The 18612-nt window shown below is 70.1% G+C and carries 18 protein-coding genes and 1 pseudogene; 4 read left to right on the top strand and 15 right to left on the bottom strand.

What is annotated here, in order from left to right; translation table 11 throughout:
* Positions 1 to 9: 9 nt before the first annotated feature.
* From IBL25_RS05535 to IBL25_RS05510, 6 genes are all read right to left on the bottom strand, one after another.
* Positions 10 to 1113, bottom strand: a complete 1104-nt coding sequence (locus IBL25_RS05535) for a PAS domain-containing sensor histidine kinase (protein WP_187777559.1) — start codon at positions 1111 to 1113, stop codon at positions 10 to 12.
* A gap of 32 nt (positions 1114 to 1145) precedes the next feature.
* Positions 1146 to 1961 carry an alpha/beta fold hydrolase gene (locus IBL25_RS05530; protein ID WP_187777558.1) on the bottom strand — a complete coding sequence of 272 codons (816 nt, stop codon included), beginning with the start codon at positions 1959 to 1961 and terminating at the stop codon, positions 1146 to 1148.
* A gap of 178 nt (positions 1962 to 2139) precedes the next feature.
* Positions 2140 to 3747 (bottom strand): ABC transporter substrate-binding protein, encoded by a 1608-nt coding sequence (locus IBL25_RS05525; protein ID WP_187777557.1) that lies wholly within the window; start codon positions 3745 to 3747, stop codon positions 2140 to 2142.
* Positions 3748 to 3776: 29 nt separating this feature from the next.
* Entirely contained in the window at positions 3777 to 4607 is an 831-nt protein-coding gene (locus tag IBL25_RS05520; protein ID WP_187777556.1) for a polysaccharide deacetylase family protein, read from the bottom strand.
* Between the two features lie 14 nt (positions 4608 to 4621).
* Positions 4622 to 5380 (bottom strand): SDR family NAD(P)-dependent oxidoreductase, encoded by a 759-nt coding sequence (locus tag IBL25_RS05515; protein ID WP_187777555.1) that lies wholly within the window; start codon positions 5378 to 5380, stop codon positions 4622 to 4624.
* A complete protein-coding gene (locus IBL25_RS05510) occupies positions 5373 to 6137 on the bottom strand; it encodes an SDR family NAD(P)-dependent oxidoreductase (protein WP_187777554.1) in 765 nt (254 codons plus the stop codon). Before IBL25_RS05510 ends, IBL25_RS05515 begins: the two co-directional genes overlap by 8 nt.
* Before the next feature lie 114 nt (positions 6138 to 6251).
* Here IBL25_RS05510 and IBL25_RS05505 point away from each other — a divergent pair, with 114 nt between their 5' ends.
* Positions 6252 to 7040 (top strand): IclR family transcriptional regulator, encoded by a 789-nt coding sequence (locus tag IBL25_RS05505; RefSeq protein ID WP_367615563.1) that lies wholly within the window; start codon positions 6252 to 6254, stop codon positions 7038 to 7040.
* A gap of 19 nt (positions 7041 to 7059) precedes the next feature.
* Here the strand turns inward: IBL25_RS05505 and fbaA are convergent, their stop codons facing one another.
* The 3 genes from fbaA to IBL25_RS05490 form a co-directional block, all read right to left on the bottom strand.
* Positions 7060 to 8166, bottom strand: a complete 1107-nt coding sequence (gene fbaA / locus IBL25_RS05500; protein ID WP_379655935.1) for a class II fructose-bisphosphate aldolase — start codon at positions 8164 to 8166, stop codon at positions 7060 to 7062.
* Positions 8167 to 8266: 100 nt separating this feature from the next.
* Positions 8267 to 9256: an NAD-dependent epimerase/dehydratase family protein gene (locus tag IBL25_RS05495; RefSeq protein WP_187777553.1), complete on the bottom strand. Its 990-nt coding sequence runs from the start codon at positions 9254 to 9256 to the stop codon at positions 8267 to 8269.
* Positions 9257 to 9259: 3 nt separating this feature from the next.
* Positions 9260 to 11002: a fatty acyl-AMP ligase gene (locus IBL25_RS05490; RefSeq protein WP_187777552.1), complete on the bottom strand. Its 1743-nt coding sequence runs from the start codon at positions 11000 to 11002 to the stop codon at positions 9260 to 9262.
* A gap of 138 nt (positions 11003 to 11140) precedes the next feature.
* Between IBL25_RS05490 and IBL25_RS05485 the strand changes: the two genes are divergently transcribed.
* Positions 11141 to 12061 (top strand): phosphocholine cytidylyltransferase family protein, encoded by a 921-nt coding sequence (locus IBL25_RS05485; RefSeq protein ID WP_456315855.1) that lies wholly within the window; start codon positions 11141 to 11143, stop codon positions 12059 to 12061.
* Positions 12062 to 12070: 9 nt separating this feature from the next.
* Here the strand turns inward: IBL25_RS05485 and IBL25_RS05480 are convergent, their stop codons facing one another.
* The 5 genes from IBL25_RS05480 to IBL25_RS05460 are packed head-to-tail and all read right to left on the bottom strand — an operon-like array spanning position 12071 to position 16794.
* Entirely contained in the window at positions 12071 to 12838 is a 768-nt protein-coding gene (locus tag IBL25_RS05480) for an NTP transferase domain-containing protein (RefSeq protein WP_187777550.1), read from the bottom strand.
* Positions 12835 to 13992 carry a GNAT family N-acetyltransferase gene (locus IBL25_RS05475; RefSeq protein ID WP_238940238.1) on the bottom strand — a complete coding sequence of 386 codons (1158 nt, stop codon included), beginning with the start codon at positions 13990 to 13992 and terminating at the stop codon, positions 12835 to 12837. Before IBL25_RS05475 ends, IBL25_RS05480 begins: the two co-directional genes overlap by 4 nt.
* Positions 13992 to 15056 carry an LptF/LptG family permease gene (locus IBL25_RS05470; RefSeq protein ID WP_187777548.1) on the bottom strand — a complete coding sequence of 355 codons (1065 nt, stop codon included), beginning with the start codon at positions 15054 to 15056 and terminating at the stop codon, positions 13992 to 13994. The genes IBL25_RS05475 and IBL25_RS05470 overlap by 1 nt, the downstream gene beginning before the upstream one ends.
* Positions 15053 to 16351: an LptF/LptG family permease gene (locus IBL25_RS05465; protein ID WP_187777547.1), complete on the bottom strand. Its 1299-nt coding sequence runs from the start codon at positions 16349 to 16351 to the stop codon at positions 15053 to 15055. Before IBL25_RS05465 ends, IBL25_RS05470 begins: the two co-directional genes overlap by 4 nt.
* Positions 16351 to 16794 carry an HIT family protein gene (locus tag IBL25_RS05460; protein ID WP_187777546.1) on the bottom strand — a complete coding sequence of 148 codons (444 nt, stop codon included), beginning with the start codon at positions 16792 to 16794 and terminating at the stop codon, positions 16351 to 16353. Before IBL25_RS05460 ends, IBL25_RS05465 begins: the two co-directional genes overlap by 1 nt.
* Before the next feature lie 109 nt (positions 16795 to 16903).
* Here IBL25_RS05460 and IBL25_RS05455 point away from each other — a divergent pair, with 109 nt between their 5' ends.
* Positions 16904 to 17365 carry a DUF2141 domain-containing protein gene (locus IBL25_RS05455; RefSeq protein ID WP_187777545.1) on the top strand — a complete coding sequence of 154 codons (462 nt, stop codon included), beginning with the start codon at positions 16904 to 16906 and terminating at the stop codon, positions 17363 to 17365.
* On the opposite strand, the gene IBL25_RS05450 is transcribed toward IBL25_RS05455, so the two are convergent.
* Entirely contained in the window at positions 17349 to 18272 is a 924-nt protein-coding gene (locus tag IBL25_RS05450) for a metallophosphoesterase family protein (protein ID WP_187777544.1), read from the bottom strand. The genes IBL25_RS05455 and IBL25_RS05450 overlap by 17 nt on opposite strands.
* On the opposite strand from IBL25_RS05450, the pseudogene IBL25_RS05445 reads away from it, so the two are divergent.
* Positions 18252 to 18612, top strand: a pseudogene (locus IBL25_RS05445) (hypothetical protein); the annotation flags it as partial. The gene IBL25_RS05450 and the pseudogene IBL25_RS05445 overlap by 21 nt on opposite strands.

The raw sequence follows: 18612 nt of genomic DNA, 5'->3' as shown, positions 1-18612 counted from the left end.
TGGCGGTGATCAACCGCCTCGGGGCAGCGTCAGGCGGAAGAGGGTGCCACCGCCAGTGGTGCTTTCCAGCCTGAGGCTGCCTTGGTGCAGTTCCATCACTTGCTTCGCGATGGCAATGCCGAGCCCGGCGCCTTCCAGCGAGCGCCTGTGCAGGTTCTCCGCGCTCAGGGGGTCCTGTAGCCGCGCCGCCACTTCCGGCGACAGCGCCTCGCAGCACAGGGTCAGTTCCAGCCCCCCCTCCCCCGACACCCAGCCGACCTCCAGCCGCGCGCCCGTGGGCGCGTGGCTGGCCAGTTCCCGCATCAGGCTGGCAATGCCGTCGCGCATCAGCTTCGGCTCCATCGCGGCCGAAAGATCCGGCCCCGCCATGGCCGAGACCCGCAATCCCGCATCGGCGAGCCGCACCGCGGCCATCTGCGTCGCCTGCCGTGTCAGCAGGCCAATGGACATCGTCGTCAGGTGCAGCGGCGTCGTGGCGGCGAGAACCTCGGTATAAAGCGCCGCGTCATCCACCAGATGTAGTAGGCGCCCGGCGGCGTCCTGGATCGCCGTGAGGTATTCCCGCTGCTGGGCGGGCGCGGCCCCCATGACCAGCAGCTCGCCATAGCCCATGATCAACCCGATCGGCGTACGGAACTCATGCTGCATGGCTGAAAGGAAGCGGCCCTTCGCCGCATTGGCGGACTGCGCGGCGAGCAGGGCCTGCCGCGCTTCGGCCTCCGCCGCCTCGGCCCGGCGGCGTGCCTGCAGGAGTTCTTCCTCATAGTGGCGGCGCTCCGTGGCCAGGGTGAAGCTGAGCAGAATGCGCTCCGGCTCGCCTTCCGCGCCGCGCAGCAGCCGCGCACTGGCCAGGACGGGCAGCCGCTGTCCGTCTGCCCGCAACAGATCGAGGTCCATCTCCTCCACCAGCCCGCCCAGCAGCAGCGCCGGCAGGTAGCGCAGGTCGTGGAAGACGCGGCCGGCTGCGGTCAGCAGGTCCTGAAAGCGGCGGCCCGCCAGCAGCGTGGCCTCGTCATGCCCGGTCCAACTCAGGAAGGTGCGGTTGGCCTGCAGGATGCTGCCATCCGGCCGCGTCGAGATCCGCCCGCCAGGGGCATCGCCATCCATATCCATCGGGGCGCCGGCTCCTGGGACCGGCGGGCCTCTCACGCCCTGGCCCGGGAGAAGTGACTATCCGCCAGCCAGGACAGGATGGCCGCTGCCGTCTCGACCGGATCGCTGAGGTGCGGGCAATGGCCGCTGGCCTTCAGCCGTACCAGATGGCCACGCGGCAGATGCGCCTGCACGTAAGCCCCCACGGCATCAGGCGCGATGGCGTCATGGGCACATTGCAGCACCAGGGTTTCCGTGCTCACCGCCGGCAGCACGGCACGGTGGTCGGACAGGAAGGTGACGCGGGCGAATTGCCGCGCGACCAATGGATCAGTACGGCAGAAGCGCTCCGCCAGTGCCTCCGCCAGCGCGGGCCGGTCCGGGTTGCCCATGATGGTCTCAGCCATCAGCCGCGCCCAGCTCAGCCGGTTCCGGTCCAGCAGCCCCAGCAGATCCTCGATATCCTGCCGGCTGAAGCCGCCGGGATAATCGCCATCATTGAGGTAGCAGGGTGATGGCGTGAGCATCACGAGCCGGGAGAAGTAGCCAGGCTGCCGCGCCGCCGCCAGCGCACCGATGATGGCGCCGACCGAATGGCCGATAAAGACCGGCGCATCGCCGCAGCTGGCCTCGCAGACCTCCAGCACATCCTCCGCATAGGCATGCAGGCTGGAATATCGCTCCGGATGATAGGCGGAAAGGTCGGAGCCGCCGGAGCCGACATGATCAAAGAGTACAACACGGTAATCGGCCAGAAAGGCCGGCGTCATCAGTTGCCAGACCTCCTGGTCGCAGCCATAGCCATGCGCGAAGACGACAGATTGCCGCCCGCGCCCCAGGATACGCACATTATTCCTAGCGATCACCATCGCTGGCCTCCGTCGCGCCAAGGATGCAACGCGCGGGCGCATGGTTCAAGCGGCCCTGCTTCAGCCCGGCCACACATCCGATGCTCTGAAAATCTTCCGGTCGGAAGAGTTTTTCCGTTGGGTCAGCCATGACCCCGGGCTGGAAGAGGGGGAGCGGCGGCGTCCCCCTCCTTTTGGGTCAGCGTGCCGCGCGACGGATGTTCCAGAGCACGGGGAAGCCGAAGTCGATCACCCCTTGCAGCTCCGAGCGCCAGACCGCGGGGCTGGAGAACTGCCCCGTCAGCGGGAAATTCACGTTGGCCAAGGCGTGGCGGTTGATCTCCGCCATGATCTGCTTGCGCTTCTCAAGGTCCGCTTCCGCCTCGAACTGCCGCAGCAGCGGCGTCAGTTGCTCGTCGCAGTAAAGCCAGGGCGCGCTGCCCGTGCAGTTATAGCTGATGCCGACATTGCTGAGCGGGTCGGAAAGGTCGAAGCCGGTATAGACCACCGGCACCGCGCTCCAGCCGCCCTTCTCCACCGGCTCCTTGCTCAGCCAGCGCTGCGCGGCGGTGGCCCAGTCCAGTGTCTGCTGGTCTACATTCAGCCCCATCCGCTTCATGCGGTCGGCCACCACCATGGCCATGGGGTTGATCAGCGCCGAATCCGCCGGGTGCAGGAAGACCACGCGCTCATTGTTGTAGCCGGATTCCTTCAGCATCTGGCGGGCGCGCTCGATATTGGGCTGCCGGATGCCCTCGCTGCCGGCCTCGCTGCTGTAGCGCGTGCCGCACATGGTCATGGACTGGCAGATCGGCCTGAACATGCCGTCGGGCAGGCCATGCACGGCCACCGTCTCGCCCTGGTCCAGCGCCATCTGCAAGGCCTGGCGCACCTTCAGGTTGTTGAAGGGCGGCTGGGCATGGTTCAGCGCCAGCCCGCCCATGATCTGCGCGATGCCGCCGGGCTTGGCGATGGTCAGGTTGCGGTCCCGGCTCAGCACCGGCAGGAAGTCCAGCGGCGCGTATTCCAGATAATCCACCTCGCCATTCTGCAAGGCGGCGGCGCGGGTGGCCGGGTCGTTGATGTTGATGAACTCGGCGCGCCCGATATGCACCACCTTGCCGCCGGCCAGCCCATCGGCGGGCTCGCTGCGCGGCTGATAGCGCGGGTTGCGGCGGAAGACGGTCTTCTCGCCCGGCACCCATTCCTCCTTGACGAAGAGGAAGGGACCGGAACCCATGATCTCCTTCACCGCTTCCGTCGGTGGCGTGCTGCCGGCGATGCGCGCGGGCATCATGAAGGGGACATGGATGCTGGGCTTGGCCAGTGCGTCGATGACGCCACCGAAGGGCCGCGCCAGTTGCAGCACGAAACGGTTCTCACCCTCCGCCCGCAGCTCCCTGGTGGCGGCCATCAGGCGGCGGCCAGTGGAATCTCGCCCGCCCCAGCGCTTGATGGAGGCGACGCAATCCTCCGCCGTCACCGGCTTGCCGTCATGCCATTCCAGCCCAGGGCGCAGGGTGAAGGTATAGGTCAGGCCATCGTCGCTGACCCGCCAGCCTTCCAGCATCTGCGGCTTGATGTCGCCCTTGCTGTCCATCGCCACCAGCGTGTCGAAGACCATGTAAGCGAAGTTGCGCGTGACGAAGGAGGTGCCGACGATCGGGTCCAGCACCTGCAAGCCGACATTGATCACCAGCCGCAGCGGTTTTTCCGCCGGCTGGGCCGCCGCCGGTGCCCCCATGCCCACCGTCGCCAGCAGCGCCGAGGCCAGGACCGTCCTGCGAAGCCATTTCCGAAGCTGCATGGCCTTATCTTCCCCTTTGGTCATCGCGCTCAGCCAGCCTCATGCGCGGCGGACCAGGCCTGCGCCACCTCGGCGCCCGTCGCGAACCAGACGCCGGGGAAAGTCTTCATCCACTGGATCATCTCGCGCAGCAGCGCCACGCGGCTGGGCCGGCCGCTGATCTGCGGATGCATCACAAGGTTATAAAGGCCGCCCCAGCGGTAGATCTCGCGGAACTCGTCCTGGAAGATCTCGCGTAGGTGGCTGTTGGGAAAAATCGGACGCGGGCTCTTGATGGAAAAGAGCGCATGCGGAGCGTCGTCCAGGCTCCAGTGCCAGGGCAGCTCAATGGGTCCGCGGCTGCCATCCGGCAGCTCCAGCCGATAGGGATTGATGTCCGACATCAGTGAGCTGTCATACAGGAAGCCGTGCTTCTGCAGCAGCGAGACCATGTTGTCGCTGCTCTCCCCGGCCGGCGAGCGATAGCCCTTCGGCACCACGCCCAGCACGCGCTTCAGCGCCTCCAGCCCCTTTTCCATCTCCTCCACTTCCTTGTCGGGGAAGTCAGGATCGATCCAGTTGTGGGAATAGGAATGGTGCGCGATCTCATGCCCGCCCTTCAGGATCATCTCGCCACGGCTGGCATGATGCTCCGCGGTCCAGCCGGGCACGAAGAAGGTGGCCTTGACCTCTTCCTCCGCCAGTGTCTCCAGGATCTTCGGCACGGCGACACGCGCGCCATAGACGCCCTGGCTCAGGATGCCGGGGCGGCGCGCATTGGCCGGGTCGCGGGAGAGCCACAGGGTCTCGGCATCGAAGTCGAAGGTCAGCATCACCGCGATGCGGGCCCCGTTCGGCCAGTTCACCTTCATGTCGATCATGGTCGTTCCTGTTTTCAGTGTTCGTCGCCGCGCGGCGGGTGTCGCCCGTCCAGCCAGCCGCCATCGGCCACGATCACCTGTCCCGTCACGAAGGATGCATCCTCCGATGCCAGGAAGGCGATGACGCCGGCAATCTCCTCCGGCCGCGCGCTGCGGCGCAGCGGCGTGGCGGCCAACATGGCGCGCTGGTAGTCGGGATTCTGCAAATGCCCCTTCGTCATCGCCGTTTCGATGACGCCCGGCGCCACGGCATTGACGCGCAACCCGCTTGGCCCCTGCTCCGCCGCCAGCTGACGGGTGAACTGCGCGATGCCCGCCTTGGCCACCGCATAGGCCGTGCTGCCCGGATAGCCCGCCAGCCCGAAGACGGAGGAGAGATTCACCACGCAGCCACCTGGCAGCGTCAGATGCGGCAGCACATCGCGCGTCACGCGCAGGACGGCGCTCAGGTTGGTATCGACGAGACGCGCGATCAGCGCGTCATCGCTGTCCAGCAGCGGGCGGGAGCCGCCGATGCCGGCATTGTTCACCAGGATATCGATGCGGCCAAAGGCATCCAACGCCGCCTGGGCAAGCCGCTTGCCGGCATCAGGCGCGGTGATATCCACCACGCAGGCGGCGGCACCAGGCGGGGTCGCGAAGCCGGGCTCACGATCCGCCAGAAGGACCTTGGCGCCCTCGGCGGCCAGGCGGGCTGCCGTGGCCGCGCCGATGCCGCCGGCCGCACCCGTGACGATCGCGGCCTTTCCGGCGAAGCGGGTGGGGTCAGGCAAGGCGGCCTCCGTCGACAGGCAGGGCGACGCCGGTGACGAAGCCGGCGCCTTCGCTCAGCAGGAACAACACGGTCTCCGCCACCTCATCCGGCCTGCCGAAGCGGCCCAGCGGATGACGGGCGCGGAAGGCGGCGATGCGCGCGGCCACCGCCGCCTCATCTCCCGCCGCCGCGAAGGTGGCTTCCAGCATCGGCGTCTCGATGGAGCCGGGGCAGACGCAATTGACGCGGATGCCTTCCGGCGCATGCGCCAGCGCCAGGGAGCGTGTGAACATCACCACCGCCCCCTTGCTGGCTGAATAGGCCGGCAGCGCCAGCGAGCCTGCGAGACCGGCGGTGGAGGCCATGGTCACCACCGCGCCGCCACCGGCCTGCCGGATCTGCGGAATGAAGGCCCGCGCGGTCAGCCACGTGCCTTTCACATTGACGGCGAAGACGCGGTCCCAATCCGCTTCCTCCGCCTCCACAGCAGGCACCGTTGGGCCGAGCATCCCGGCGGCAGTGACCAGCAGGCTGGCGGGGCCGAGGCGTTCCAGCCCCTCGGCTGCCGCGCGCGCCATGTCGGCGGCATTGGAAACATCGACCACCACGGCATGGGAACCAGGGCAGCGGGCCGCCAGCGCTTCCAGCCCCGCCGCGTCACGGTCCATCAGCAGCAGCCGGGAACCTTCTCGCGCCAGGGATTCGGCCACCGCGCGGCCGAGGCCGGAGGCGGCCCCGGTTACCGCCGCAACCCGCCCATCGAAACGTCCACCCATGCCGCAGGCCCCGAAAGAATACTGGACATAACCCGTATTGCTCTACAATACAGTCACATCGGAATTGAAGCCTAGGAAGCCTCGGTGAAGGTGTCAAAGGGAAAGCGCCCAGCCGTGCCGGAGGGCGCGGACGACCGCCTGTTCCTGCAATCGGTGGAACGCGCCATGCGCGTGCTGGAAGCCTTCGGGCAGCAGGCGCGCCCCCTTTCCCTGGCGGAGCTGGCTGCGGCCAGCGGGCTCGACAAAAGCGCGGCGCAGCGCATCGCCCATACCTTCCAGGCCCTGGGCTACCTGGAACGCGGCGCGGGGGGCGCCGGGCTGGTGCCGGGCAAGCGGCTGCTGGACCGTTCCTTCGACGCGCTGCGGATGAACCCGCTTGTGGAGCGTGCCACGCCTGTGCTGCAGGAGTTGCGCCGCACGGTGCAGGAGCGCGTGGACCTCAGCCTCTTCGACGGCGCCAGCGTGGTCTATGCGGTGCGGCTGCAAAGCAAGCGGGAAAGCTTCTTCGCCACGCTGGTCGGGCGGCGGCAGCCCACCTTCAGTAGCTCCGGCGGCCGGGCGATGCTGGCGGCGCTGCCATCCGCCGAGGCCGAGGCAATCCTGGCGCAATCGGAACGACCCCGCCTGACGCCCAGGACCATCACGGACCTGCCCGGCCTGCGGCGCAAGATCGCCGAGGCGCGGCGGGACGGTTTCGCCCTGACGGCCGAGGAAACGCTGCTGGGGGAGATTGTGCTGGCCACCGCGGTACGGGACCGGGAGGGGCGGCCGGTGGCCGCGATCCATGTCGCGGCGTCGCTGGCGGAATGGGAAGTGGATGCCTTCCGCCGCCGCGTCGGGCCCCTGGCCATCGAGGCGGCCCGCGCCCTCAGCCAGGCCGAGGGCTGGCCCGGCGCGCCGTGACGCGCCGGGCCGAAGTCGCTTACTGCGCCAGCGAGCGGCCGGCGGAGCCCAGGTCGGCGAAGGCCTCGTCCAGGCGCTTCACGATGCCCTTCTCGCCCGCGCGCAGCCACTTGCGGGGGTCGTAGAGCTTCTTCTGCGGCTTGCCGGTGGCCGGGTCGATCTGGTGCTTGAAGGCCACCGGATTGGCATCGACATAGGCGCCCACCGGCTCGGCGAAGGCGAACTGCGTGTCGGTGTCGATGTTCATCTTGAACACGCCATAGGACACGGCCTCGGTGATCTTGTCCTTCTCCGAGCCCGAGCCGCCGTGGAAGACCAGCGCCATCGGCTTGTCGCCGCCGCCGAACTTCTTGGACACCGCTTCCTGCGACGCCTTCAGGATCTCCGGCCGCAGCTTCACGTTGCCCGGGGCATAGACGCCGTGCACGTTGCCGAAGGAGGCCGCCATGGTGACATGGCCGATGGGGGAGAGCACCTCCCAGGCCTTCAGCACGTCCTCAGGCTGCGTGTAGAGGTGGGCGTTGTCGGCGCTTTCCTCGACATCATGGCCGATGCCGTCTTCCTCGCCGCCCGTCACGCCCAGCTCGATCTCCAGGCTCATGCCCAGCGGCGCCATGCGCTTCAGGACCTTGGCGCATTCCTCGATGTTCACATCGAGCGGCTCGGCCGAGAGATCGATCATGTGGGAAGAGAAGAGCGGCTTGCCGGTCTTCTTCATGTGCTCCTCGCCATGGTCGATCATGGCATTGACCCAGCCGAGCAGGGAGCGGTCGGCGTGGTCGGTGTGCAGCACCACGCAGATGCCATAGGCCTTGGCAACGGTATGCACATGCTGCGCGGCGGAAACGGCGCCCAGCACACGGGCGGCGGCGGCATCGGGGCAGCCCTCACCGGCGAAGAAGCGGGCGCCGCCGTTCGAGAGCTGGATGATGACGTCGGACTTGTTCTTCGCCGCCGCTTCCAGCACCGCGTTGATGCTGTTGGTGCCGACCACGTTCACCGCGGGCAGGGCATAGCCGCCCTCGCGGCAGGCCTCCAGCAGCGTCAGGTAGTCGGCGCCGGTCACCACGCCCGGCTGCAGCTTCTTGCCGGATTGTGCCTGGCTGCCCTGTGCCATGTCGTTCATCGTTGTTCCCCACGGTGGTTGTTGTGCGCCATCGGCGGAAGCCCGGCCGCAGCTGCGATGTAATGGTCCCGGCCTGCGTCTTGGAGCAGGGGCGGAGACACTAGTCCGAATTATCGACTCCGGGTAGATGCGCGCCAGCAAGCGTGACCTCGGCGGAGCCATTCGCCCACCATTTCGCCACGCCTTCCATGCCCCGTGCCAGTGGGATCTGCGGCGCCCAGAGCGTGGCGGGCGGCAGCAGGGCGCGGTTGGCGCTCCAGTCGCGGTGCAGCAACTCGCGCGCCTTGCCACGGCCGAAGATGCCTCGCCGGCCGCTGAGGCCGGCCCAGAGATCCGCCGCCGCGCCGGCGCCGAGGAAAACGGCATCCGGCAGCCGCAGCATGCGCGGCGGCCTGCGGCCCAGGGCGGCGGCGGTGATGGCCAGCACCTCGGCGAAGCCATAGCCATCAGGGCGTGCATCGCAGAGTTCGTGGAGCCCGCCTGCCATGCCGGCGCCGCAGAAAGCGGCAATGGCTTCCGCCACATCGGCGGCATGGATCATGGCGATGCGCGGCTCCGGCGGGCCCGGCATGGCGGCCAGCGGCGCGGTGGCCAGGCCACGCAGCGCCTTCCCTTCCTCGTCGCCCGGGCCATAGACCACGCCGGGGCGCAGGATGGTCCAGCCCTCGCCGCCCGGCGCGGCGCGTGCCGCTTCTTCCCCTGCCCGCTTGCTGGCGGCGTAATGCGACAGGGTCGGCTCCCGCGCCGCGAGGGATGAGACCAGCAGCCGCCGCGCTCCCGGCGCTTCACGCGCCACGGCGGCGGCGATGCGGGCGGTGCCGTCGCGGTTGACGCGCAGGAAGCCATCGAGGTCGGGCGCCTTGGTCAGGCCGGCGATATGCACCACGGCGTCGGCGCCGCGCACCAGCCGGGCCAGCGCGGCCTCTTCCTCAAGGTCGCCCAGCACCAGTTCCGGCACCACGTCCCGCAGAAGCGGGTGCACCGGGTCCCGCCGCACCAGCATGCGCACCGACCACCCGGCCCGCGCCAGCGCCGCGACGGCATAACGGCCAACGAAGCCGGTGCCGCCGGTGACGGCCACCAGCCCCATGCGTCAGGCGGCTTCCGAATTCGCGCTCGCGACCGGGCCGTAGGCGCCTTCGAGGTACTTCCGGCGCGTCCATGCCCGGCTCAGCTTGCCGGAGGAGGTCTGCACCAGCCCACCCGGCGGCACCAGCACCACCCGGCTTTCCAGCCCATGGCGGGAACGCAGCACGCCACCGACATCGGCGATCAGCCGCTCCCGCGCCGTGGGGTCCGGGGCGCCACGGGCTTCCACCAGCACCACCACGGTTTCCTCGCCTTCCTCATCGACCGAGAAGGCGGCCACGTCGCCGGTGCGCAGGCCCTGCACCGCCTGCTCCACCGACCACTCAAGGTCCTGCGGCCAGATATTGCGGCCATTGACCAGGATCACGTCCTTGGCGCGGCCGGTGATCACCACCTCGCCATCCAGGCGGTAGCCCAGGTCGCCGGTGTTCAGCCAGCCATCGGGCGAAAGCACCTCGGCCGTGCGCTCCGGCTGGCCATCATAGCCCAGCATGATCGAGGGGCCGCGCACCAGAATGCTGCCCACCTGCCGGTCCGGCAGGCTGTGGCCCTCGGCGTCACGAATATCCAGCTCGTGCTCCGGCAGAACGGCGCCGCAGGCGACGAACTGGCGGCGGCGCTCTGTGGCCTCGGTGGCGGGCTCAGCGCGGCCATCGGTTTCCAGCCGGGTCAGGTCGATCTCATCGGTCCGGATGCCACGGTCCAGCTCGGCGAAGGAGATGGCCAGCGTCGCCTCGGCCATGCCGTAGCTGGGCACCAGCGCCTCGGCCCGGAAGCCATGCGGGGCGAAGGTTTCCACGAAGCTGGCCAGCACATGCGGGCGGATCATGTCGCCACCCAGGCCCGCGCCGCGCCAGGAAGACAGGTCCAGCCCTTCCGGCACGGCGGCCCGGCGGCGCACGCAAAGCTCGTAGCCGAAGGAGGGGCTGAAGGAGAGCGTGCCCTTGTACTCGGAAAGGATCGACAGCCACATCATCGGCCGGCGGGCGAAATCCGCCGTCGGCATCAGGTCGATCGAGAGCTGGCCAGCCACCGGGGTCAGCAGGAAGCCGACAAGCCCCATGTCATGGTAGAAGGGCAGCCAGGAGGTGGTGCGGTCGCCCAGGCGCATCTTCAGCCCGTGCTGCATGATGCCCGAGGTATTGGCCATCACCGCCCGCTGCCGCACCGCCACACCCGCCGGATGGCGCGTGCTGCCGGAGGAGAACTGGAGATAGGCGATGTCTTCCGGCCCGCTCGGCACCGGCGCCTCGGCACCGGGCTGCACGCCGCGCATCTGCTCCACCGTGCCAAACAGCTTCAGGCCGAGCCGCTCCGCCACCGGGGAAAGCCAGGGCAGGATCTCGGCGGGGGTGAAGAGGGCCGCGGCCCGCGACTCGCGCAGCAGCCGGTCGATCTGCCCCACATAGGCATCACGCCCGCCGAAGGGCGGCGGAAGCGGCAGCGGCGCCGGCACCAGCCCGGCATACTGCGCGGCGAAGAAGGCGCGCACGAAATCAGGAGAGGTATCCGCCAGCATGGCCACCCGCTCCCCACGCCGCAGGCCGGCGCCGAGCATCCGCCCCGCCAGGTCCAGGGCGTCCTGCCGTAACTCGCGGTAAGGAAGGCTGGCGACATGGCCGCCACGGATGGAATGGAAAGCCAGCCCGGTGGCCCCGCCGGCAGCGTAATCCAGGGCCTGTGGCAGCGAATCGAACTCACCCCGGCGCAGCGGAAGGCCGCTCAAGGTCGGGATCGGAAGCGGCATGTAGAGCTATCTCCGCCCTGATGTCCGGCCTGGCCGGAAACGAATACAGCCCGCCTAGAGCTCCGGCGGGCATAGAGGCGGCTCCACGATCGGGAGTTCGCCACGCCTGCCTAGAGACTCGCTTCCACCGCGTCAATCTTGCGGTTGGATGACAATGGCGGATGCAGAGCTGCCCTGCCGTGGCGTAAGAGCGGGTCCGATGCTAGCCTTGCCCCCTTGACCCGGAGCTCAGGCCCCGGGCTCCGCGGCGGTGCCGCAGCCCCGGCCGACGAGGACCAGAATATCTTGCGTGCTGTTATTCTCTGTGCCGGCCAGGGCCGGCGCCTCATGCCCCTGACCGAGACCCGCCCCAAGTGCCTCCTGCCCGTGGCCGGCATGCCCGTGCTGGAATGGCAGCTCCGGGGCCTGGCCGCCAATGGCATCACCGATGTCACGGTTGTGACCGGATTCGGGGCCGGGCGGGTGGATGAGATGCTGGCGGGACTCGGGAGCTTCGCCGCCAGGGTAAGGGCGCGGTTCAATCCCTTCTTCGCCGTGGCCGACAATATCGGTAGCTGCTTCCTCGCCCGCGACGTGCTGGAAAGCGGCAGCCGCGAGGATGGCTGCGTGCTGCTGAATGGCGACACGCTCTTCGAGCCCGCCATCCTGACCCGGCTGTTGCAGGCGCCCCAGGTGCCCATCACCGTCACCATCGACCGCAAGCCGCATTACGACGACGACGACATGAAGGTCTCGCTGGAAGGCACGCGCCTGCGCGCCATCGGCAAGACCCTGCCGCCGGAGCGCACCCATGGCGAGTCGATCGGCATGCTGCTGTTCCGTGGGGAAGGCGGCACCCAGTTCACAGCGGGGGTGGAGGCGGTGATGCGCCAGCCGGAGGGGCTGAAGCGCTGGTACCTTTCCGTCATCGACGCCCTTGCGGCCAAGACCGAGGTCCGCGTCGCCTCCATCGAGGGCCTCTCCTGGGGCGAGATCGACTTCCCGGCCGATGTGATGCGGGCGGAGCTGCTGGGCCAGCGCTGGCGCCAGGCCGGCCTCGCACCGGCGGCGGCCGAATAGCCCCTGCCCTCAGCCCCGCCGCGCCAGGACGGCTTCGGCCAGTTCCAGGTCGGCGGGCTTGTCCACATCCACGGCGGCCTCGGCAAAGCGCATCTGCACCACTCCCAGCCGCGTGCCGGTGCGGGCCCCCAGCGCGGCCAGGGCCTGCGGCAGGCTGAGCAGGCCCAGTGCGAAGCGCAGCAGCACCCAGGGACCCAGCATCCGCACCATGGCCAGCGGCTTCTTGCGCTGCTGCTCCACCCGCCGCCAGAACTCCACCACCCCAGCGGCGCGCGGCGTGCCCATCCAGAACAGGTTGCAGCCGCTGAAGCGCCCGCCGCGGAAGCGCAGCCAGGTGCGGCGCGTACCCGGCCAGGCGGCCAGCACCACCTCCGACCGCGCCAGCCCCGCCGCCGCGTCCACACCCGGCGGCAGGTCGGCCATGAACTCCGCCACCATGGCGGGCGTCAGAAGCGCATGATCGGCGGTGGTGACCAGCAGCGGCGCGCCGAATTCCTCCAGCGCCGCCGCCACGCTTAGGCTGGGCGAGGGCTGCGCCGGGCGCAGCAGCACATCGGGCTCCAGCGGAAAGCCCGCCAGGCTGCGCTCCGGCGCCTCGATCATCACCACGATGCGAGCGATGCGGGGGCTGTCCCGCAAGGCTTCCAGCACCCGTGCCAGCATCGGCACGCCAGCCACCGGCAGCAGCGCCTTGTGGGAGACGCCGGCGGCCACGGCCATCGGGTCCGCCGCGCCGGCACGGCTGCCGGCCAGCACCAGGGCGGTGGCGCCGCTCACGCCGCCAGGTCCTTGCCGAAGACGCGATAGGTCTTGTACGCCTCGCCTCCCACAGCCTCGGCCAGGCGGCGCATCGGCAGGTTATCCTCCAGCACCCAGGACATCTCGATGGTGCGGATGCCCTGCGCCCGTGCCTCCCGCCGCAGCGCATCCACGATGAACAAGGGCAGCACCCGGCCCAGCATGCCCTTGGCCAGGCTGCGCTTCACCCCCATCAGCGGCACCCGTGCGGTGTGGATGCGCTGGCCCCTCAGCCGCCAGAGCAGCCTGGCCCAGCCTAGCGGCAGCAGCTTGCCGCCCAGGTCACGGATCGCCTCGTTCAGATTGGGCAGGCAGACGGCGAAGGCCACCGCCTCCCCCTCCACTTCCGCGAACCAGACCAGCTTCTCCCGCAGCAGCGGCTTCAGGGCGGTGGCCATGGTGTCCACCTCGTCCTGGGTGATGGGCACGAAGCCCCAGTTGTCGGCCCAGGCATCGTTGAAGATGCCCACCAGCCGCGCGACCTCCTGCCGCATCTCGCCCATGCGGATGGGCCGCAGCACCACGCCCGGCGGCAGGCCGCGCCCAACCAGTTGCGCGGCGGCGGCGGAAGGCGGCGCGGCGGTTTCCACCCGGTAGGCCAGCAGGTCCTTCTCCCGCCGGTAGCCCAGCGCCTCCAGTTGCCGGGCGGTATGGGGCGGGTCATGCGGCATCATCAGCATGGGTGGCGTGTCGTGGCCCGCCACCAGCAGCCCGCTTTCCTCGTTGATGGACAGGCTGAAGGGGCCGGTGATGCGCTTCACCCCACGCGCGGCGCACCAGCCCTCGGCGGCGCGCAGCAGGGCGGCGTGGACATCCGCGTCGTCCTCGGCCAGCAGCAGGCCGAAATGGCCGGCGGGGCTGCCATCCGCCATGGGCGGGGAAAGCCGGTCCTGCTGCGCGCTGACGCGCCCGACCACCCGCCCGCCGCGCCGCGCCAGCCAGAAGGCGGCCTCGGCATGGCGGAAATAGGGGTTCTTGCGCGTGGAGAAGGCCAGGCGCCGCTCCATCCGCAGCGGCGGCACGAAGTTCGGGTCGCCACGCAGCAACTGCTCCGGCAGGCGGATGAAACGCTCCATGGCGGCGGCGCCGGAGACCGGGACGATCTCCACCGCCGCCCGGCTGTGCTCGGTCATCATTGTTCCTCGAAGCGGATCAGCAGGCTGCCGCCGATCGCGGCGAAAAGGATCGGCGCGGTCCAGACAGCCAGGGCGGCGGGTATGACCCCGGCCTCACCCAGCGCGCCCAGCAGGCCGCCGAGCAGCATGAAGCCAAGCCCCAGGCAGAGCGCCAGCAGCGGCCGCGCCATGCCACCACCCCGTCGCGGTACATCGAAGGCCACGGCGGCGGCCAGCAGCAGCATCACGAAGGGGCCCAGCAGCCGCGCCGCCATGGTATGCAGGCGGGTTTGGTAGAAGGCGGGCCCACGGTCCACCGCCTTTTCCCGCCGCAGGGCACGCAGCAGCCACCAGGGGTCCTGTGCCTCGGTCGGCCGTGCCACGTCCAGGATCTCGGCCGGTGGCGGGCCCTCGGGCCAGGGGCGCAGCGCCTGCCGCGCCAGCACGGCGCCGCTGGGCTCCGCCACGCGCACGTCACGCAGGGTCCAGCCGGCGGAGGTATGCTCGGCGCTGCCCGCCTCGATGCGGGCCAGGGCCAGGGCATCGGCACTGCGGGGCACCAGCAGCACGCCCTGCAACTGCGTGCCATCCAGCGACACACGGTCGATGCCGATGATCTGCGAGCCAGCCCGCAGCCACACCCGCTGCGGCTTCTTGTCCGGCACCAGGGCACGGCTTTCGGTGCGGGCCCACCAGGCGGCCAGGGCACGTTCCGTGCGCGGGGCCACGATGCCCAGCAGCAGCGCCTGCGCCACCGCCGCCATGGCACAGGCGGGCAGCAGCATCACCAGCACGCGCCGCACGGGGATGCCGGCGGCGCGCAGGGCCGTCATCTCCAGCGTCATGGCCAGCCGGCGCAGCGTCAGCATGCCGGCGATCAGCACCGCCAGCGGCACCATCTGCCCTAGCACGCTGGGCAGCCGCAGCCCGGCATAGCGCGCGAGGTCCAGCAGCCCGCCGCGGTGCAGCACCTCGCTGGCGCGGTCCAACAGGTCCAGCAACTGGATCAGCGCCGCCAGCCCGAGCAGCGCCGCCAGCAGCCGCCCCAGGAACAGCCGCGACAGGTAGCGGCGGCGGATCATGGCTGCGCGGCCTCGGAAGAGGCCTCGGCGGCGGCACGGCGGCGGCGGCGCGGCAGGCGGGCGCCGATGGCGGCGGTCACGCCCTCCAACCGCTCCAGCACCGCGTCGAAGGGGCCTTCGTAGGGATTGCGGTTGGCATGGCGGAAGGCCAGCGCCGAGAGGATGGCGAAGCCGGCGAAAAGGCCCCAGAGCGCCGGGCGCGGGTCGATCAGCCCGATATCGCCCAGCGATTCCGCCAGCTGCACGCCATGGTGGTAGATCACCAGGATCAGCGCCGAGAGCGCCACGCCCTGCCAGCGCCGCGTGCGCTTGGCGCCCAGGCCCATCGGCACCGCCAGCAGCGGCAGCAGCGCGAAGGAGAAGGAGCGCACCAGCCGGCCATGCAGCTCGCCCACCAGGCGGCTGTGCGGGATCGGGCCGCCGCCGCCGGTCGAGGTGGGCGGCGGGCCGGACGTGGCTTTCCAAAGCTCGTCCAGCGTCATCTCGCGTTCGTCGTCGCCGCGGGCCCGGAAGGGCGGGATGGAGAGGCTGAAGGGGCGGGTGACGGAGGAATCCCCGAAGCGCAGGGTATTCACCTCGCCCTCGGGCGAAACCTCGATCTGCGAGCCGCCTTCCAGTTGCAGCACCAGCGTGCCTTCATCGGGCTGGCGCACCAGCCAGCCGCGCCGGGCGGTGGTGGTGACCTCGGTGCCATCGGTCCGCCGCTGCTCGATGAAAACGCCGGTGAGCTGGCCGGTCATGGCATCCACGGAATCAGCCGTGACGGTCAGGCGGCTGCCGAGGCGGATGAAGTCCCCCGCGCCCACCTTGGCGTTCCAGCCGGCATGGGTCACGGCATTGAAGGCGGCGCGGTAGTTGTAGCGGCCGAGCGGCTGCATATAGCCATGCAGCAACAACCCCAGCAGCGCCAGCGCCACGCCCACCGCCAGGAGGGGCCGCGCCAGCCGCGAGAGCGACATGCCGGTGCCTTGCAGGGCATCCAGCTCATGATTTTCGCTCAACTGGGTGATAACGGTGAAGACGCTGACAAAGAAGGCCGCCGGCAGCGCCAGGCCGATGTAATGCGGCACCAGGAAGAGCACCAGCTGGATCACCGGCCCCACCGCGCCGGCACTGGTGGCGACAAGGTCGAAGAGCCGCAGCAGCCGCTCCAGCAGCAGGGCCGGCAGCACCACCAGCAGGGTCGCCACCAGCGGCCGCCCCAGCAGGCGCAGCAGATAGCGCGTCACCAGCGGACTGCCGGCGCCCCTGGTGGCGCGCGGCCGTGCCTCCAGCGTGGCGGGGGCCGTGTCCATCAGGCTGGCAGGCCGGCCCAGCGCGCGCGCAGCGTGGCGACCAGATCCTTCAGCGCCGCCTCATCCGGCTTCACGGCCGTGCCAAGCGCCGGGGGGCCGGGCCAGCCGGCATCCGGCACCGAGAGGCCGTTATGCTCACGGCTGCCCTCATAGCGGGGGATGACGTGGAAATGGACATCGGGGTCCACCATCATCAGCATGAGGTAGTTGATCTTGGCGTAGCCGATGAAATCCCGCAGCAGGGCCTCGATCCGCGCCACCACGCCGCCCATCTCGGCAAAGGCGGCCGGGCTGACCTCGCCGAAGGCTGTAACAGGCTCGCGGCAGATCATGACCAGGCTGCCGAGCGTCGGCTGCTCCGGGCGCACCAGCACCGCCCAGTGCTTCGTCTCCCCCACCAGCGTCATGGGATACCCGAACTTGTTCAGTGTCGCACTTGGCATTCCGCGTCTCAAAAAACAGAGGGGACGAAGGGCGTTTCCGGGGCTCAACATAGTCCCTCACGCCGCCGAGGACGAGGGGCGGCTGCGGCGGCTGAGACGTGGCTGGCCTGTGCTGCTCGCCATGCTGGCCCTGGCGCCACTGGCATCCGTCAGCGCCGCGGAACAGGTGGCGGGGATTTGCGGCGCCCCCGGCGCGCCGAATGGGCCGCGCATCGAGGTGGTGGTCAGCGGCGCGCGCAAGGTCGCGGGCAACATGACGATCACGCTCTATGGCAGCCGGCCCGATGCCTTCCTGGCCCGCACCGGCAAGCTGGCCCGGCAGCGCGTGCCGCTGCACAGCACCCAGGCGGAGGCCTGCTTCGCCGTCTCCACCCCCGGCATCTACGCGGTCGCGGTCTATCACGACGAGAATGACGACCATGATTTCAACCGCACGCTGCTGGGCATGCCGGCGGAAGGCTATGGCTTCTCCAACGACGCGCCGACGGTGATCGGCCTGCCGAGCTTCGACTCCGTGCGCTTCCAGGTGGGGCCGGAGGGAGGCCGTGTACCGATCAGGCTGCGATACTGACCGCCGCCTCCCCCACCGCGCCGCCGAGCCTCAGGCGCCATTCGCCCAGGCTGCGGAAGCGGCCCGCCGCCGGGTCGTAGCCGCGCACCAGGGTTTCCAGCACCCAGGCGCCGCCTTCCCGGCCGAGGCGGTAGAGGTGCCAGCGCGAGAGATGACGGTGCCCCGCCCCCGCCAGGGCCTGGGGCACCCCGATGCTCGGCAGCACCTGCCCGGCCGGGCCCGCCACCGGCAGCAGGGCGGGGCGGTGGCTATGGCCATGCAGCAGCATCTCCGCCCCATGTTGGGCAAGCACCTGCAACAGCGCCGCCCGGTCCTGCAACCCGCGCCGGCGGTTCTCGCCCAGCGGCGGGTGGTGGATCAGCACCACGCGGCACAGGCCCTGGCGCCCCGCCTCCGCCAGCAATGAGCCGAGCCGGTCCACCTGCTCCCGCCCCAGCCGGCCGGAGGCGAGGCCCGGCATGGTCGGCACGGCGGTGGAGAGGCCGATGATGGCCGCATCGCCGATGCGGCGCAGGAAGGGGAAACCCTCGAAGCCGGCGGTGTCGCCGCGCATCCACTCGGCCCAATGGCCCAGCCCCGCCGCCCAGGGCACCGGCACCAGCGCGTCGTGGTTGCCGGGAATGGCCAGCACCTTGCCCGGCGGCCCCAGCCGTTGCAGGAAGGCGCGCCCGGCGCGGAACTCGTCCGGCAGGGCGAAATGCGTCAGGTCGCCGGTGACGGCGATCGCTTCCGGCGCGAAGGCGGCCAGATCCTCCAGCAGGCGGGGCAAAGGCAGTTCGGTGCGGCGGCGGCGCTTGCGTTGCCACGCAAGGTAGGACAGCAAGCGCTTGCCAAAGAGCTGCCGAAGGGTCGGCCCAGCCTCGGGTGGCAGGTGGAGATCGGAAAGATGGGCCAGGACCAGGGACATAAGGGGGCGACCATAGCGGCTGCCGCACCGGCGGCGAATGCCCCCGCGCCAGTGGCGGCACGGCTGCTGGGCGAGGGGCCGGTGCCGGTCTGGAGCATGCCTTCCTCCGAGCTGCTGCGCCGTGCGCTGACCCGCGCCAAGGTGCCGGTGGCCGGGGCGGGCGAAAGCGCCGCCCTGCTGCTGCGCGCCGACCATGTCTATGACGCCGCGCTGGTGGGCCAGATGGCGCGCTCCCCCGGCACGCTGCTGCTGCGGCCGGAGGACCGGCGGCCCGTCGCCGCGCATCTGCCCGCCGGGGCGGGTGCCACCCAGGCTGAGGCCGTGGCCCAGGCGCTGCTGG

The organism is Pseudoroseomonas ludipueritiae, assembly GCF_014490445.1.
GTDB lineage: Bacteria > Pseudomonadota > Alphaproteobacteria > Acetobacterales > Acetobacteraceae > Pseudoroseomonas > Pseudoroseomonas ludipueritiae.
The sequence above is the reverse complement of the archived record's forward strand: the minus strand, read 5'-3'. Positions and strand labels throughout refer to the sequence as shown.